At 46.5% G+C, this 13,720-nt stretch carries 18 protein-coding genes; 4 read left to right on the top strand and 14 right to left on the bottom strand.

Features of this window, described 5'->3' with window-relative positions:
• Positions 1-95: 95 nt before the first annotated feature.
• From ONZ52_RS05535 to ONZ52_RS05480, 13 genes are all read right to left on the bottom strand, one after another.
• Positions 96-2,066 (bottom strand): beta-galactosidase, encoded by a 1,971-nt coding sequence (locus ONZ52_RS05535; protein ID WP_265217714.1) that lies wholly within the window; start codon positions 2,064-2,066, stop codon positions 96-98.
• Between the two features lie 125 nt (positions 2,067-2,191).
• A complete protein-coding gene (locus ONZ52_RS25010; RefSeq protein WP_346433225.1) occupies positions 2,192-2,542 on the bottom strand; it encodes an SMP-30/gluconolactonase/LRE family protein in 351 nt (116 codons plus the stop codon).
• Entirely contained in the window at positions 2,517-2,945 is a 429-nt protein-coding gene (locus ONZ52_RS25005) for an SMP-30/gluconolactonase/LRE family protein (RefSeq protein WP_346433224.1), read from the bottom strand. The genes ONZ52_RS25010 and ONZ52_RS25005 overlap by 26 nt, the downstream gene beginning before the upstream one ends.
• A gap of 40 nt (positions 2,946-2,985) precedes the next feature.
• Complete coding sequence (locus tag ONZ52_RS05525; protein WP_265217713.1) at positions 2,986-3,621, bottom strand: 2-dehydro-3-deoxy-6-phosphogalactonate aldolase; 636 nt, start codon at positions 3,619-3,621, stop codon at positions 2,986-2,988.
• Position 3,622: 1 nt separating this feature from the next.
• Positions 3,623-4,165, bottom strand: a complete 543-nt coding sequence (locus ONZ52_RS05520) for a 2-dehydro-3-deoxygalactonokinase (RefSeq protein ID WP_265217711.1) — start codon at positions 4,163-4,165, stop codon at positions 3,623-3,625.
• Positions 4,125-4,628, bottom strand: a complete 504-nt coding sequence (locus ONZ52_RS05515; RefSeq protein WP_265217710.1) for a 2-dehydro-3-deoxygalactonokinase — start codon at positions 4,626-4,628, stop codon at positions 4,125-4,127. The genes ONZ52_RS05520 and ONZ52_RS05515 overlap by 41 nt, the downstream gene beginning before the upstream one ends.
• Positions 4,628-5,401 (bottom strand): SDR family NAD(P)-dependent oxidoreductase, encoded by a 774-nt coding sequence (locus tag ONZ52_RS05510; RefSeq protein WP_265217709.1) that lies wholly within the window; start codon positions 5,399-5,401, stop codon positions 4,628-4,630. Before ONZ52_RS05510 ends, ONZ52_RS05515 begins: the two co-directional genes overlap by 1 nt.
• Positions 5,401-7,137 carry an IlvD/Edd family dehydratase gene (locus ONZ52_RS05505; RefSeq protein ID WP_265217708.1) on the bottom strand — a complete coding sequence of 579 codons (1,737 nt, stop codon included), beginning with the start codon at positions 7,135-7,137 and terminating at the stop codon, positions 5,401-5,403. The genes ONZ52_RS05510 and ONZ52_RS05505 overlap by 1 nt, the downstream gene beginning before the upstream one ends.
• Positions 7,138-7,629, bottom strand: a complete 492-nt coding sequence (locus tag ONZ52_RS05500; protein WP_265217707.1) for an alpha-galactosidase — start codon at positions 7,627-7,629, stop codon at positions 7,138-7,140. It abuts the gene before it with no gap.
• 1 nt (position 7,630) lies between these two features.
• Positions 7,631-7,834, bottom strand: a complete 204-nt coding sequence (locus tag ONZ52_RS05495) for an alpha-galactosidase (RefSeq protein WP_265217706.1) — start codon at positions 7,832-7,834, stop codon at positions 7,631-7,633.
• A 1-nt stretch (position 7,835) separates the two neighbouring features.
• Positions 7,836-9,299, bottom strand: coding sequence for an alpha-galactosidase (locus ONZ52_RS05490; protein WP_265217705.1), 1,464 nt, complete (start codon positions 9,297-9,299; stop codon positions 7,836-7,838).
• Between the two features lie 5 nt (positions 9,300-9,304).
• Positions 9,305-10,156: a carbohydrate ABC transporter permease gene (locus tag ONZ52_RS05485; RefSeq protein ID WP_111607572.1), complete on the bottom strand. Its 852-nt coding sequence runs from the start codon at positions 10,154-10,156 to the stop codon at positions 9,305-9,307.
• The gene (locus ONZ52_RS05480) at positions 10,156-11,031 is read right to left on the bottom strand and encodes a carbohydrate ABC transporter permease (protein ID WP_265217704.1); all 876 of its coding nucleotides are present in this window, start codon (positions 11,029-11,031) and stop codon (positions 10,156-10,158) included. Before ONZ52_RS05480 ends, ONZ52_RS05485 begins: the two co-directional genes overlap by 1 nt.
• Before the next feature lie 203 nt (positions 11,032-11,234).
• Between ONZ52_RS05480 and ONZ52_RS05475 the strand changes: the two genes are divergently transcribed.
• The 4 genes from ONZ52_RS05475 to ONZ52_RS25275 are packed head-to-tail and all read left to right on the top strand — an operon-like array spanning position 11,235 to position 13,117.
• Positions 11,235-11,675 carry an IclR family transcriptional regulator gene (locus ONZ52_RS05475; RefSeq protein ID WP_265217702.1) on the top strand — a complete coding sequence of 147 codons (441 nt, stop codon included), beginning with the start codon at positions 11,235-11,237 and terminating at the stop codon, positions 11,673-11,675.
• Between the two features lie 4 nt (positions 11,676-11,679).
• On the top strand, positions 11,680-12,018 hold the full coding sequence (locus ONZ52_RS05470) for an IclR family transcriptional regulator C-terminal domain-containing protein (protein WP_265217701.1): 339 nt from the start codon (positions 11,680-11,682) through the stop codon (positions 12,016-12,018).
• Positions 12,019-12,035: 17 nt separating this feature from the next.
• Complete coding sequence (locus tag ONZ52_RS25280) at positions 12,036-12,728, top strand: ABC transporter ATP-binding protein (protein ID WP_428981158.1); 693 nt, start codon at positions 12,036-12,038, stop codon at positions 12,726-12,728.
• A gap of 23 nt (positions 12,729-12,751) precedes the next feature.
• Complete coding sequence (locus tag ONZ52_RS25275) at positions 12,752-13,117, top strand: TOBE domain-containing protein (protein WP_428981157.1); 366 nt, start codon at positions 12,752-12,754, stop codon at positions 13,115-13,117.
• An 80-nt stretch (positions 13,118-13,197) separates the two neighbouring features.
• Here ONZ52_RS25275 and ONZ52_RS05460 read toward each other — a convergent pair whose 3' ends face one another.
• Positions 13,198-13,719, bottom strand: a complete 522-nt coding sequence (locus tag ONZ52_RS05460; protein ID WP_265217699.1) for a dienelactone hydrolase family protein — start codon at positions 13,717-13,719, stop codon at positions 13,198-13,200.
• Between the last annotated feature and the right edge of the window lies 1 nt (position 13,720).

The raw sequence follows: 13,720 nt of genomic DNA, 5'->3' as shown, positions 1-13,720 counted from the left end.
TTTTTATTAATTGGAACTGGGTTTCAGTATTAATCATGTTTGCTCATTTATCAACCACAAAAACCATTAAAAGAAACTCAGTTCCATTTTTTATGTTAAATTTTTTGCCAAATCGCAATACCTGCGGCTTCTATTGTCTTATGACCAACCACTAACTGTGCATTTTCAGGCGCATAAAACACAGAACTAGAGCCATAGTTAAAGACAAATATGACATTACCACGCTCTCGGACTCGTACACCTTTGGGTAAATAATCCGTTGCTAAACCGGCCATTTCTGCCAATCTAGCCAAACTGGCTTTTAACACATTATTGTCAACACAAGACCCAAGGTAATAATGACGGCCTTCTCCCATTAATACGGGATTACCGCCGTCATCTTTTAACAAACAGGGCAGTTGCGTGTGTATTTGTTCATGCCAATGCTTCAACTTCCCTGCCCCCCAACGACCAGAAACAGCAGGCTGAGTATGCTCAGGCAACGCATCAACCCGTTCAACCGTCAGAGGCAAAAGACTGGCTAATGGACCCAGCGCAAGATTTTCTGGAATTTGGTAAGTTTCTGTTTTGCTGCCGGTTCTTGGCCCAGCCAGCAACACACCTTTGTAAGCATTCAGTCTTTCTTGCAGTTGCGGTGTAATATGCGCCTGTGCTGGAAGTACCAGTAGCTCATACATATCCAAAGATCCATCGCTTGGAATAATATCCACTGATAGACCAAGCTCACGCATGGCTTCATACACGCGATAACACCAGAATAAATATCGATAAGCACGCGATTGCGGTTGAATGTCTAATGACCAGCAAGCGTCATAATCAAACATCAAGGCCACTTTTCCAGCGCTCGGCAAAGACATCAATTCTTCTGCATCCAATCCAAGCGATTGAGCTAATTTTTTCACTTCACTCGCAACCAAAGTCGCTTCTTTTGCGGCTTCGGCCTCTTGTGCATCAGGGCGCAGCAAACCTGCGTGCATTTGCTCTTGACCAAATGGCGCCTGACGCCAGCGAAAATAAGACACTAACTCTGCGCCATGGGAAAACGCTTCCCATGTCCACAAGCGTACAGCACCATTGGCAGGAGTAGGATTATGTGGCGCCCAGTTCACGGGACCTGGCTGCTGCTCCATTATCCATAAGCGGCCTTTACCACAGCCTCGATACAAATCATGATGAAAAGCACCAAAATCGGGATGCCCAACGCGCATGTAATCGTGTTTTTCTTCTGCGGTATAAATCGCTTCTTGATCCAAAAAACCCAGCGGATAAGTGTCCCAACTAGCCACATCCAGATCTTGACCTACTTTGTGGTGATCAAACGCTGTAAAGAACCCCATGTAGTTATGCACTAAATCACGGCCAGCAGAATGCACACGCAAAATGTCTATTTGCAGCTTATTGAAAGCCACCACTTGATCTGAGCAGCAACGCTGAAAGTCCAAACGATGAGATGGATTGGCTTCGGTCACGGTTAAGTTTGGTAATTCGATTTCGTCAAAAGAGCGATAATCCATACTCCAAAACACATTGCCCCAGGCTTTATTCAAGGCAGCCACTGTTTCGTATTTCTCTGCCAACCAAAGACGAAACGCAGCAAGATCGGCTTCACCATAGCTTAAAATCGTATCATGACAGCCATATTCGTTATCGGTTTGCCAAGAAGCCACTGCAGGATGCTGACCATAACGTTCCGCCATCAAAGTGACGATACGACGACATTCTTCACGGTAATCAAGACTGGCAAACGTATAATGGCGACGCGAACCAAAGTGACGCACTCGGCCCTGTTCGTCTTTCGCCAACATCGACGGATGACGATCCACCAGCCACTTTGGCGGTGTCGCGGTTGGGGTTCCTAAAATGACTTTCAACCCATAAGAGTGCAAAATATCCAAGGATTCATCCAACCACTCCCAATGTAGCTCACCGGGCGTTGGCTCAATGGTACTCCAGCTAAACTCGCCAATTCGCACGTATTCAATACCGATACGTTGCATGTGTTGAGCGTCTTCAACCCAACGACTTTTTGGCCAGTGTTCTGGGTAATAACACACACCTAATTTCATATTCTATGCTCCTGCAAAAGGTTGACTTGGCTCACCGACGACATCTAGTCCCATCGTATTTCTCACATCAATCGCAATCACGTGACCAGACAGCGGCTTTTCAACTAACTCACCTTCACTGGTTGCTACGCTGGCGGAGGTAATGAATAAAGTATTGCCATCGGGACCACCAAACACACAGCTTGTTGGTTTTGAAAAGGCAATTCGATGGTCTGAAGCACTTCGCCTTCTGGGTTATAGCGCACTATTCTCGCTCCATTCCAATTGGCGTTCCAAATACAGCCTTCGGAATCGATACAAGAGCCATCAGCGCCGATCCCCTCTTTCACTTCAAAAAAGGGCTTCTGGCTACGAATGTCATAAAATTCTGGATAAGGAAAGGCATGTACCTTACGTGCCATAGAATCGCCAAAATAAAAACGTCCACGAGACTCATCCCACGCCAAAGTATTAGAAATACCAACGTCTTCGAGCATCAGAGTTTTTGCCTTCCGGTGTAATCTTCCATAACCGACCCGATGTGTTTTCTTCTGCATCGTCCATGGTACCAAGCCACAACACACCGTTTGGATCACACTTAGCATCGTTGCTACGATTCCCCGGAATATCGGTATCCAAATCACACAAGTGCTCTAATTCACCTGTCGTTTTATCCAAATAGGCGACAGAGTCCGCCAAAGCCACTAATAAGCGATCGCTTTGAGTAGTGAAAACTGCTGATACTTTTTTCGGCAGAGTCCAATGCTGGTATTCATTGGACTCTTGATGCCAACGCCATACTTGGCAGGCTGGAATATCAACCCAGTACAAAGCTTGTTCTGACTGGCTCCAAAATGGCCCTTCGGCTAATTGGTGACGTTGCGTACTAATTTGCTTCATTATTTTTATTCTCCAACTTGTCTTGTCTGCTTAAAGAAAGCTATTTCTGATAAGTCTTCCAAGCAGCCATAAAGGCTTCAGCATTGGCTTTCGTCATTTCGACAGACTGGCCTTTTTTATACAAAGCCGAGCCTAGACCAAAGCCACGAGCGCCAACATTCAAATAGTCAGCTACGTTGTTTGGTGTGACACCACCAACGGGGCATAACCAAGTCTCGGCGGGAATCACCGCTCCTAAGGCTTTCACCACATTGATCGTAGGCAATGCTTCAGCAGGAAACAGTTTCACCGCATCAGCACCTGCGTGCAGTGCTGCAAATGCTTCGCTCGCGGTAAAAAATCCTGGCATAGCGTATAAACCTGCGACTTTTGCGGCTTTAATCAGCTCAACGTCTGTATGCGGGCAAACCATTAATTTTGCACCAGTGGCGACTAGTTCGGTCAACTGTGCCATGGTCAAAACCGTACCGGCACCAATCAACACTTGATCACCGAATTTGTCTTGTAAGGTACGAATACTGGTAAACGCATCAGGCGAATTCAGCGGTACTTCGATTAGGCGAAAACCAGCATCAATCAAAGATTGAGCATGCTCAACCACTTCGTCGGGTTTAATACCGCGAAGAATGGCAACCATTGGAAACTCTTGCATCAATGCATCAAAAGAATGTTTCATATCATAACGCCCCTGTTGTCGGGTTATTTGCCGACACTGCCTGACGATTCGCCAAGCGTTTTAAACCACGAATACTGGCTTCGTTAGCGGCTAAAAATTCACAAGTAAAACCTCGCAAAGACAAAGCCAGAGCATAACGTTCGCTAAGTGCTTCGCTACCTATGATCACTACAGGATTTTTTGGCACTTCTAACGATCCCCCCTTTAAAGCTTTTAACGTGTCATTCACATCATGACCAATCACCACACCAGACAAATAATCTCGCACTTCGTCTGCAGCCAATTCACCACATACAAAACGGCTACGAGCACTGAATAAATGATGTAAAATTCCGCCATCTTGTCGACTGGCTTGCACGCCTTTTTTGAATGCATCTTCGTTAAGCTGATCGGATTTAGGCAAACTTTTTACCAAACTGGATTCATCATTCAAACGGGCAAAAAGCTCGCCCGTAATGGAAGTGGAAAACTGCATCACCTTGCCTTCAGTGATTTGCGCCCATTTACAATGAGTTCCAGTGTAAGCAAAATACCGGTGATTCATCGGATCGACCTTGCCCTTCTAACCAATCGAGCGCGCCCAATAATTGCGTTTCTTCGCCACGCATGACATCAAGCAAACCAGCCACACCCGTACCTCGTAAGCCAGGTACGATTGCTACTTTGTTTGGTAACGATGTCGTTAGCCAAAACAGATGATCTGACAAGTCGTCTAACTTGATTGGACAATGCTGATAAGGCACTTCTTGCCAACCACCACGACTGCCCACCATACCCGCCATGTAAATCGGCAGGTCAGGCGTTAGCCAATCCCCCAACAAATCAGATAAGACGTTTTCAAATTCAGCCGAACCGAGCTTTAACATGCCTCGGTCACTATCACGCTGCGCTTGAATATGACCATCCTGATTCATCAAAAAGGCACGTAAATTGGTGGTTCCCCAATCAACGGCAATAAAGCTTGCTTGGCCACCAGCAGGTTGTGAAACAGGATTAAATTGGGTCATTACAAACGCCCTCCGTCCACAACCAAACTTTGTCCAGAGATCATACGGCTGTCATCAGCGCTCAAGAACAACACCAAATCCGCCACATCTTCTGGCTCAATTTTTTCTTTCAGCGCTTGCTGTGTCATCAACTCGGCTTCAGCTTCTGGCGTTAACCACAAGCGCTTTTGTTTTTCCGTCATTACCCAACCAGGCAATACCGTATTGACACGAATTTTTTGACCGCCAAGCTCACGAGCTAAGCCTTTGGTTAAGCCTGAAATACCCGCTTTGGCGGTCACGTAGCCAGGATAACCTGCTAGTCCTAGCATCCAAGAGTTAGAACTCATATTAATAATGCTTCCGCCACCGGCTTCAGCCATTGCCGGTGCAACCGCTTGAGCTGCGAAGAAATGGTGTTTTAAATTCACTGACATACATTGATCAAATGCATCTGAGGTCATGTCTTGGAGAGTATGACGATGATCGTTGGCTGCGTTGTTTACCAGAATGCGAATCGCGCCCCAATCAGCCATTCGCTCAGTAATCACTTTTTGAAGCGTGTTTATTTCAGTCAAATCAACCAAATTAAAATGCGCTTTCAAGCCTTGATCGTTTAGCTCGTTTGCAAGGTTCTCACCTGCAGTTTGATCAATATCGAAAAAACTGACCAAACAACCTTGTCGAGCTAACGCTCTAACCAAGGCTTCACCAATACCAGACGCGCCACCACTGACAAGAGCATGACGCCCCGCCAAACTGGGAAAAACCGTTTTATTTTTATTGTGTGTCATTAATGGGACTCCCTGCTCACTTTTGAGCCACTGTTACCAACAAGGAAGTCTAGATCGGCTCCCTGGTCTGCTTGCATAACATGGTCTATATATAACTTGGCATAGCCGCGATGATAATCGCTTTCTTCTGGTTGCCATGCGGCTTTGCGACGCGCCATTTCTTCATCAGAAATATGCAAATGCAAACCACGCCCTTCTACATCAAGGGTGATTTCATCGCCGTTTTGCACCAAAGCCAACGGCCCACCGACAGTCGACTCGGGCGCCACATGCAGCACCACAGTACCAAACGCGGTGCCGCTCATGCGCGCATCACTGATGCGCACCATGTCGGTAATGCCTTGTTCTAACAACTTACTGGGCAACGCCATGTTGCCCACTTCTGGCATACCCGGATAACCTTTTGGTCCACAGCCTTTAAGCACCAGAATCGAATCTTTGTCGACTTCCAGCTCTGGCGTATCGATACGAGCTTTGTAGTCTTCGATGTTTTCAAACACCACAGCTTTGCCTGTATGTTGCAACAACGCTGGTGTCGCTGCGCTCGGTTTAATAATCGCGCCTAGTGGCGACAAGTTACCGCGTAACACCGCAATGCCCGCGTTCGCTCGTAATGGCTTATCAAGAGGACGAATCACCTCTTCGTTGAAACACTCTGCGCCTTTGGTAATCTCACCCAAGGTAGCGCCACAAACCGTATTGGCGTTCATATCAAACAGATGGCTCAAACGCTGAATTAACGCGGGAAAACCGCCTGCGTAATGGAAGTCTTCCATCAGGAACCGGCCAGAAGGCATCAAATCTACTAGACAAGGAATTTCCGCACCAATGCGATCCCAATCTTCTAGCGTTAAATCCACGCCGACACGACCCGCAATCGCCAACAAATGCACCACGGCATTGGTTGATCCACCAATGGCGGCATTAGCACGAATGGCGTTTTCAAACGCGGTCTTGGTTAAAATATCCGACGGTTTTAGATCTTCTTTGACCATCTCGACAATGCGAGCGCCTGTCATATGCGCCAACGCCTGACGGCGGGCATCTACTGCTGGCAAAGTGCCGTTTTCTGGTAACGACATGCCCAAAGCTTCAATCAGACACGACATGGTCGACGCCGTGCCCATGGTCATACAAGTGCCACGAGAACGAGACATGCCCGATTCCGCGCGCATGAAAGCATCAAGGCTCATTTTGCCACCGCGAACCGCTTCACTGAATTTCCACACATCGGTGCCAGAGCCGATGTCTTTACCGCGATATTTACCATTCAACATAGGGCCTGAAGACACAACGATAGTCGGTAAATCGACTGAACAAGCGCCCATTAATTGCGCTGGCGTGGTTTTGTCACAACCGCCCAATAACACAACACCATCCATTCCGTACGCGCGCATGGATTCTTCAACGTCCATACTCATCAAATTGCGGAACAACATCGCCGTCGGCTTCATTTGGGTTTCACCCAACGACATAACCGGAAATTCTAACGGCACACCGCCCGCTTCCCACACGCCACGTTTTACGTATTCCGCCAATTCACGAAGGTGCGAATTACACGGCGTCAATTCACTCCATGAATTACAAATACCAATGATGGGGCGACCATCAAAACTGTGATCTGGCAAACCTTGGTTTTTCATCCAACTACGATGAATAAAACCGTCTTTATCTAACTTGCCGTACCATTGTTGGCTGCGTAATGGTTTTTTATCTTTGTTATTGTTGTCGCTCATTCAATGTTTCTCCATCAAAGGTACGGCTTGAATCGCTAGCAATACGAGAGATTCAGGGTCAAAAATAGGCAGCTGCAAGCCAACTTGGCTCAAACTCGCACCGTTTAAAATAAGGTCTTTTTTCCACCACGCAGGCAAGGCTTTCATCAGATGGCCTGGTAATGGGCTGTGTTCCAGAACCTCTACTCGGTAGAGTTGATCTGGCCATAAATTCGGCAAGCAAACAGGCAAGGTTTGCGCTTGTTTTGGCATGGCGAGTTGACTGTAAACGGCCAAGCCTTGCAGGCGATCTTGGCTCAACGCCCATTGGGTTTGTGCTCGACCATCGGCACTGGGCAAACGCCAATTATTGCCTTGATGCAACACAGATCGATGCTGCTTATAATGAGACAACCAATTAGCAATGATGGCTTTTTGCTCTTCGTTAGCGTCTAGTAAGTTCCATTCGATGCCCAAATGCCCCAACATGGCGGTTCCTGCTCGAAAAGTCACGTCATGTACTCGGCTGGTGGTATGGCTTTTGTCTGGGCCAATATGAGAGCTCCATTACCTCTGGCGGCAGAAAATAACTAAAACCGCGCTGGATACTTTGGCGCTCTAAGGCATCGTTGCAATCTGATGCCCAAAAACGTTTGGTGTAATTTAAAATGCCAAAATCCACTCTCGCACCACCGGACGAACAGCTCTCAATTTCCATATTAGGAAACGCTTGATTGAGCCTCGCTCAACAAACGATACAAAGCGTCAACTTGCGCATGAGCCTGTGGCGCAATATCACCACTTGGTTGGGTATAGTCTCGGTTCATATCCCATTTCACATAATCAATCGGATATTCGCTAAACAAGGTAAATAAGCGCTCACGGATATATTGATAAGCGTCTGGTTTGGCTAAGTTCAATACCAATTGATTACGTGCCAAAGCCGGTGCGTACTGGGGCAACTGCAATGCCCAATCCGGATGCGCACGGAATAGATCAGAGTCTGGATTGACCATTTCAGGTTCAAACCACAAACCAAACTCCATACCTAAGTCGTCTTTCACATAACGAATCAACGGCATTAAACCCTCTGGGTATTTGCCGACATCAACAAACCAATCACCCAGCGCCGCTTTGTCGTGGTGACGACCACGGAACCAACCATCATCAAGAATATATCGCTCGACACCTACTTCGGCGGCGGCTTTCGCCAGTGCTTTCAGCTTGGTCATATCGTGATCAAAGTAAAAGGCTTCCCAAGTATTGAGATGAACAGGACGAGGCTTAGTTAACTTCAAACGATGACGCGCTTCTTGATGAAACTGTTGGCTCATGGTGTTTAAACCAGACGTACTGTGTGCGGCTAAGAATTCTGGCGTAGTGATCGACTCATTCGTCGCCAGCACGATTTCCCCCGGCAAATACAAAACTTCGGCTTGCAAATAGCGATGACCTTCGGCGGTATAATCAGCTTTTAATCTGTGATTGCCGCTCCACGCTAGATGCGCACCAACAAGCTCACCCTGTTGCTCACCAAAGCCTTGTTCACCCACAATAACGGCCGGAAAGTTCGCTTGAGAATTGCGACCATTGCGGTTTTCTTGCAACCAAGTGGCGTACCAATCACTGCGCTCTTGCTGAAACTCCTGACACCAGCGGCCATAAAATCCCATTCGTTCAGTACATTTACTGGCAACGGGTAAAGTACAAGCCAAACGTTGCAGCGTGACATCGGCTTGACCGTGGTTGATCAATGTTAACTGCTGACGCAATACACCAGACGGCAACAAGCCAATATTCAGAGCAACCGACAACTGCGCAACCTTGTCTTCTAAGCGAATCAAAAAGCCATTTTGCTGCTCTTCCACATCCACCAATGTCCAGCAAGCTGCCCACGCTGGCCGATCTGCGGCCATGGCTTCCACTCCTGGCGTTTGCAACCAACCTCGGCCCGCTTCAGGAATCAGCGACATGGGGGTTGGTTTATCCATCATGCCTTGGGGTATGGCAGCCTGCTGTGACAAATAGAGACTATTTAAATCGGTTGCTTTGGGCAAAGCATCACCAAAATACAACAACTCAGGTGCACCCTGTTTTGGACAAGCAATCACCAAGGTTTTGCCCTGTGCGTTTTGCTCTGGTAAATCTTGTCGATAAAGACTGACATTCAAACCATTTTTCATTATTTTTATCCTTTTGTAGCGCCCAAAGTTAAACCTGCAATAAAGTGGCGTTGCATGGCGAAGAACAAAATAACCGGAGGCAAAGCCGCCACAATGGAACCTGCCGCAATCAACTGCCAAGACGCCATCCATTGACCTTTTAGCGCACTGATACCCGCGGTAATCGGACGTACCTCATCACTTTGTACCAATACCAAGGCCCAGAAGTAATCGTTCCAAATAAAGGTAAAAATTAATACCGACAGGGCTGCCAAAGCAGGACGAACCAATGGCAATACGATATGCCAGAAAATTTGCCATTCACTCACCCCTTCTACACGTGCGGCTTCGATCAACTCATCGGGTAAACCAACAATGAAGTTACGCATAAACAGGGTACAAAAGCCGGTTTGAAAAGCGATATGGAAAAGAATCAAACCTGATGCCGTGTCATACAAGCCCATGCTGATGGTTAAATCCCGTACGGGAATCATCAGAATTTGAAACGGCACAAAATTACCGGCAATAAACGCCGCAAACAGCGCCACATTACCGCGAAATTTAAACTTGGCTAGGGCATAACCCGCCAGTGTCGACAAGGCAACGGCGCCAAATACCGCAGGTAAAGTAATAAGGATAGAGTTCAACAAGTACCGCACCATCGGGGTTTCTGTGAACACCAAGGCATAGTTTTCAAACAACATCCATTCGGAAGGTATGCCCCAGTAATTGCCGGCATTTATGTCAGCGGTCGATCTTGCTGACGTCAGCATCACGGCAATTAAAGGCAACAACCAAAGCAATAAGGCAATCCAAATCGCCACGCGATAACTTAAATTGAAAGGCAATGATCTTTTTTCTATAGGCGTTGGAAACATTAGGCTTTCTCACTCTTCAGCATACGCCACAAGAAGTAGGCGATATAAATGTCCATAATCAAGAACAACACGGTCGCAATCGCCGCACCGTAACCAGCACGATAATTAAAGATAGATTGTTCATACATGAAGTAAGCAAGGACGCTCGACGTGCCAAATGGGCCGCCGCTGGTCATGGTTGCTACGAGGTCAAAGCTTCGCAGGGCACCGATTACTGTCACGACAACGGCAATAAAAGTAGCAGGTCGCAATTGTGGCAGGATCACATGACGTAACATTTTCCAACCATGCGCCCCATCTAAACGTGCCGCTTCGATTTGATCTGGGTTGAGATTGTTTAAGCCTGTGAGATACAAAATCATGCAATACGCAATCTGCGGCCATAGCCCCGCGACAATAATGCCAAACGTTACCCAATTTTCATCGGATAAGATCGCAACTGGCTCCATGCCAAACAAACCAATCGCCTTATTGAACAGGCCAAAAGAAGGATCGTAAAACCAAGAAAAAACCAGACCAACAACCACTTGAGAAATGACAAAAGGAAAGAAGAACATCGACTTAACCAGTCGTATCCCCATGACTTTCTGGTTCAGAAAAAGCGCAATACCTAATCCAATAGGTGGTGCTAGCATGAAAAAAACCATCCAATACAGATTGTTTTTTAACGCTCCCCAAAACTGATAGTCTTCAAAAAGCTCGATGTAATTACGAAAGCCGACGAAGGTTTTTTCACCAATGCCATCCCACTCATAAAAACTCAACCAAATACTTTGAAGAATAGGAAAAATAACGTAGACCACAAACAAAATGACTGCCGGTGCTAAGAACAAAACTGGCATCCATTGCTGCTGCTTGCTATGCAACTTTTGCATGGCGCACATACCTCTTATTTTTATTAGTTTATAAACCGCCCTACTTGCTACCAACATTGAGCGTCAAGTAATTCGTCTAATAAAATAATGGAATAAAGTTCCATTTTTTGCAATACTCAATTTAGAACATTTTGTCAGGCCTCTTTTTTGAAGCTAAATAGACCTTAGAAAATTATAAAAATAGACATTAAGGAAACCCAACCATGTCAGAGCAAGACACTAAGAGCGGAGGCTCATCGCTAGACAAAGCACTTAGCCTATTGCAAGAAGTGTGTGTCACGCCGGTGCCATTACGCTTTGCCGAATTGGTCGAAAAAACCGATCTACCCAAAGCAACCGCGCATCGCACCCTGACATCATTGACCGAGAAAGGCTTAATTCGCTTCGACGAAGCTACTCAGCTGTATCACCCAGGTTATGGCTTACTCGAATTAGCCCACCAAGCCTGGTCAAAAATTGATGTGCGTGATATTGCTGCGGATCAAATGAAATTATTATGGAATGAAACCGGTGAAACCATTCACCTTGCGGTGCTGGATCGTGGCGATGTTATTTACATCGACAAGCTAGAAAGTCAAAAAAGCTTGCGCTTGTTTTCGGCTGTTGGCAAAAAAGGCCTGAGCCTATTGCACTGGCGTCGGTAAAGCCATGATGGCGTTTCTCAGTGAAGAGCAATTAGCCGCCGCCATCAAAGAACAAAGCTTTATCAAGCACACAGACACCACCTTAATTAACGAAGATATGTTAAGACAAGATCTTATCAAGATTCGTGACAGCAAGATTTCCTTGGATTTAGAAGAACACGAAGAAGGCATTCAATGTGCCGCCTCGGTGATTTTAAACCACAGAAACGAACCCATTGCCGCGCTGAGTATTACCGCCCCTAAATTTCGTGTAGACGATGCGCGCTTTCAACACTTTCAAGCACTGGTCAAAGACGCCTGTAAGAAAGTATCCATCCGCATGGGGGCCATGGCCTCTAATTAACTATAGGAAAATCCATTATGGCGACGATAAAACTAACAAACGTCATCAAACGGTTTCACGACATAGAAACCATTCATGGCGTCAATTTAGATCTACAAGACGGCGAATTTGTGGTCTTTGTTGGTCCATCAGGCTGCGGTAAATCCACCCTACTGCGTTTAATTGCAGGCTTAGAAGATATCACCGACGGTAAGCTCGAAATCAATGGCACCAACATGAATAACGTCGCGCCAGCGGATCGCGGCGTTGCTATGGTGTTTCAATCTTATGCACTCTACCCACACATGACAGTGGAAGAAAACATGAGCTTTGGCTTGCGTATGAATGGTGTTGCACCAGACAAAATCAAAGCACAAGTATCAAATGCCGCTAACATTCTACAACTCAATGAACTACTGGATCGCAAGCCCAAACAACTCTCCGGTGGTCAACGTCAGCGGGTCGCCATCGGCCGTGCCATTGTTCGCCAACCCGAAGTATTTCTTTTTGATGAACCGCTTTCTAACCTAGACGCGGAACTTCGTGTTGATATGCGCATTCAGATTGCACAACTGCACAATCGTCTAAAAGCCACGATGATTTACGTGACTCACGATCAAGTGGAAGCCATGACGTTAGCCGACAAAATCGTGGTATTACGCGCGGGTAACGTGGAGCAAGTCGGTTCGCCTTTAGGAGGCTCTATCACAATCCTGCCAATGAATTTGTAGCAGGCTTTATTGGCTCCCCTAAAATGAATTTTTTAGACGGCAAAGTCATTAGCATCGATAACAAAGACATTGCTGTGATAGACATCGCTGGACAAACCATCGAATTAGAAGTGGATGGTACGAAAATATCCGTCAACGAAAGCGTAAAACTTGGCATACGTCCAGAACACGTGAAAGAAAACACTCAAGACGCAGACATCGTCTTAAAAATTGATATCGACGTCGCTGAGCATCTCGGTGGCCTTACCTACCTTTACGGTCAATTTCAGGGTCACAAACTCACTATTGAAGTCAGTGGTGCCAACCTAACACGCCACGGAGAAAGTGTCGAAGTCGGTCTGAAAAAGCAGATTGCTACCTCTTTAATCGCTCCGGCGAAGCACTCGTAAATAGACCAGTGCCTGTTCGCTAACATAAAAAGCCCCGTATAAGCTTATTTATGCGGGGCTATCTTAACCATCACCTTACGTTAGACAAACTCTTCTAGGAAATTCGCTAAGTATCGATAACCTCGCTGGGCCGTCTGTGGGTTATACTGGCTTCCATGGTCTGGATTGTTCGCACTTGGCAACATAAAAGAATGCATGGTGTTACTGAAGTCAATAAACTGAAAATCCATCCCCAAACTTGTCCAGTAACGTTTCGCTTCTTGAGCGTCGTCCCCTGTAACCAGCGGGTCTTGATGACCATTTAAAACTAAAATCTTTGTTTTCGTATTGGCCTTTTCTTCCGACTGAGCACGAAAGAAGCTCATCAACCCATGAAAACTCACCGCTCCAGCACTATTATGAAGATGCAACCCCGCTTCCAAAGCCAATCGACCACCTAGACAAAAGCCAATATGGACGATGGTCTTACCATGAATAGCATCACAAGCTGATTGTGTTAGCTCATTCAGCAACTCGTGTAATGGGTCAGCTTCTGCGACCAAGGCCCCCATTTTGGCACGCTTCTGCTCCATCTCTACTGGATTCAGATCTATACCGTACAAA

Origin of the sequence: Marinomonas rhodophyticola, assembly GCF_026113935.1 — a bacterium.
Taxonomy (GTDB): domain Bacteria; phylum Pseudomonadota; class Gammaproteobacteria; order Pseudomonadales; family Marinomonadaceae; genus Marinomonas; species Marinomonas rhodophyticola.
Note: the sequence above shows the minus strand (reverse complement) of the source record. Positions and strands in the feature narration are given on the sequence as shown.

What these genes read in the sequence shown, in the direction of transcription:
- ONZ52_RS25010 (WP_346433225.1), bottom strand. Translation starts at nt 2,542, where the DNA reads ATGCTCGAAGACGTTGGTATTTCTAATACTTTGGCGTGGGATGAGTCT.
- ONZ52_RS05470 (WP_265217701.1), top strand. Translation starts at nt 11,680, where the DNA reads ATGATGGCGTTTCTCAGTGAAGAGCAATTAGCCGCCGCCATCAAAGAA.
- ONZ52_RS05510 (WP_265217709.1), bottom strand. Translation starts at nt 5,401, where the DNA reads ATGACACACAATAAAAATAAAACGGTTTTTCCCAGTTTGGCGGGGCGT.
- ONZ52_RS05525 (WP_265217713.1), bottom strand. Translation starts at nt 3,621, where the DNA reads ATGAAACATTCTTTTGATGCATTGATGCAAGAGTTTCCAATGGTTGCC.
- ONZ52_RS05485 (WP_111607572.1), bottom strand. Translation starts at nt 10,156, where the DNA reads ATGTTTCCAACGCCTATAGAAAAAAGATCATTGCCTTTCAATTTAAGT.
- ONZ52_RS05505 (WP_265217708.1), bottom strand. Translation starts at nt 7,137, where the DNA reads ATGAGCGACAACAATAACAAAGATAAAAAACCATTACGCAGCCAACAA.
- ONZ52_RS25280 (WP_428981158.1), top strand. Translation starts at nt 12,036, where the DNA reads ATGGCGACGATAAAACTAACAAACGTCATCAAACGGTTTCACGACATA.
- ONZ52_RS05515 (WP_265217710.1), bottom strand. Translation starts at nt 4,628, where the DNA reads ATGACCCAATTTAATCCTGTTTCACAACCTGCTGGTGGCCAAGCAAGC.
- ONZ52_RS25005 (WP_346433224.1), bottom strand. Translation starts at nt 2,945, where the DNA reads ATGAAGCAAATTAGTACGCAACGTCACCAATTAGCCGAAGGGCCATTT.
- ONZ52_RS05495 (WP_265217706.1), bottom strand. Translation starts at nt 7,834, where the DNA reads ATGGAAATTGAGAGCTGTTCGTCCGGTGGTGCGAGAGTGGATTTTGGC.
- ONZ52_RS25275 (WP_428981157.1), top strand. Translation starts at nt 12,752, where the DNA reads ATGAATTTTTTAGACGGCAAAGTCATTAGCATCGATAACAAAGACATT.
- ONZ52_RS05520 (WP_265217711.1), bottom strand. Translation starts at nt 4,165, where the DNA reads ATGAATCACCGGTATTTTGCTTACACTGGAACTCATTGTAAATGGGCG.
- ONZ52_RS05535 (WP_265217714.1), bottom strand. Translation starts at nt 2,066, where the DNA reads ATGAAATTAGGTGTGTGTTATTACCCAGAACACTGGCCAAAAAGTCGT.
- ONZ52_RS05490 (WP_265217705.1), bottom strand. Translation starts at nt 9,299, where the DNA reads ATGAAAAATGGTTTGAATGTCAGTCTTTATCGACAAGATTTACCAGAG.
- ONZ52_RS05475 (WP_265217702.1), top strand. Translation starts at nt 11,235, where the DNA reads ATGTCAGAGCAAGACACTAAGAGCGGAGGCTCATCGCTAGACAAAGCA.
- ONZ52_RS05480 (WP_265217704.1), bottom strand. Translation starts at nt 11,031, where the DNA reads ATGCAAAAGTTGCATAGCAAGCAGCAGCAATGGATGCCAGTTTTGTTC.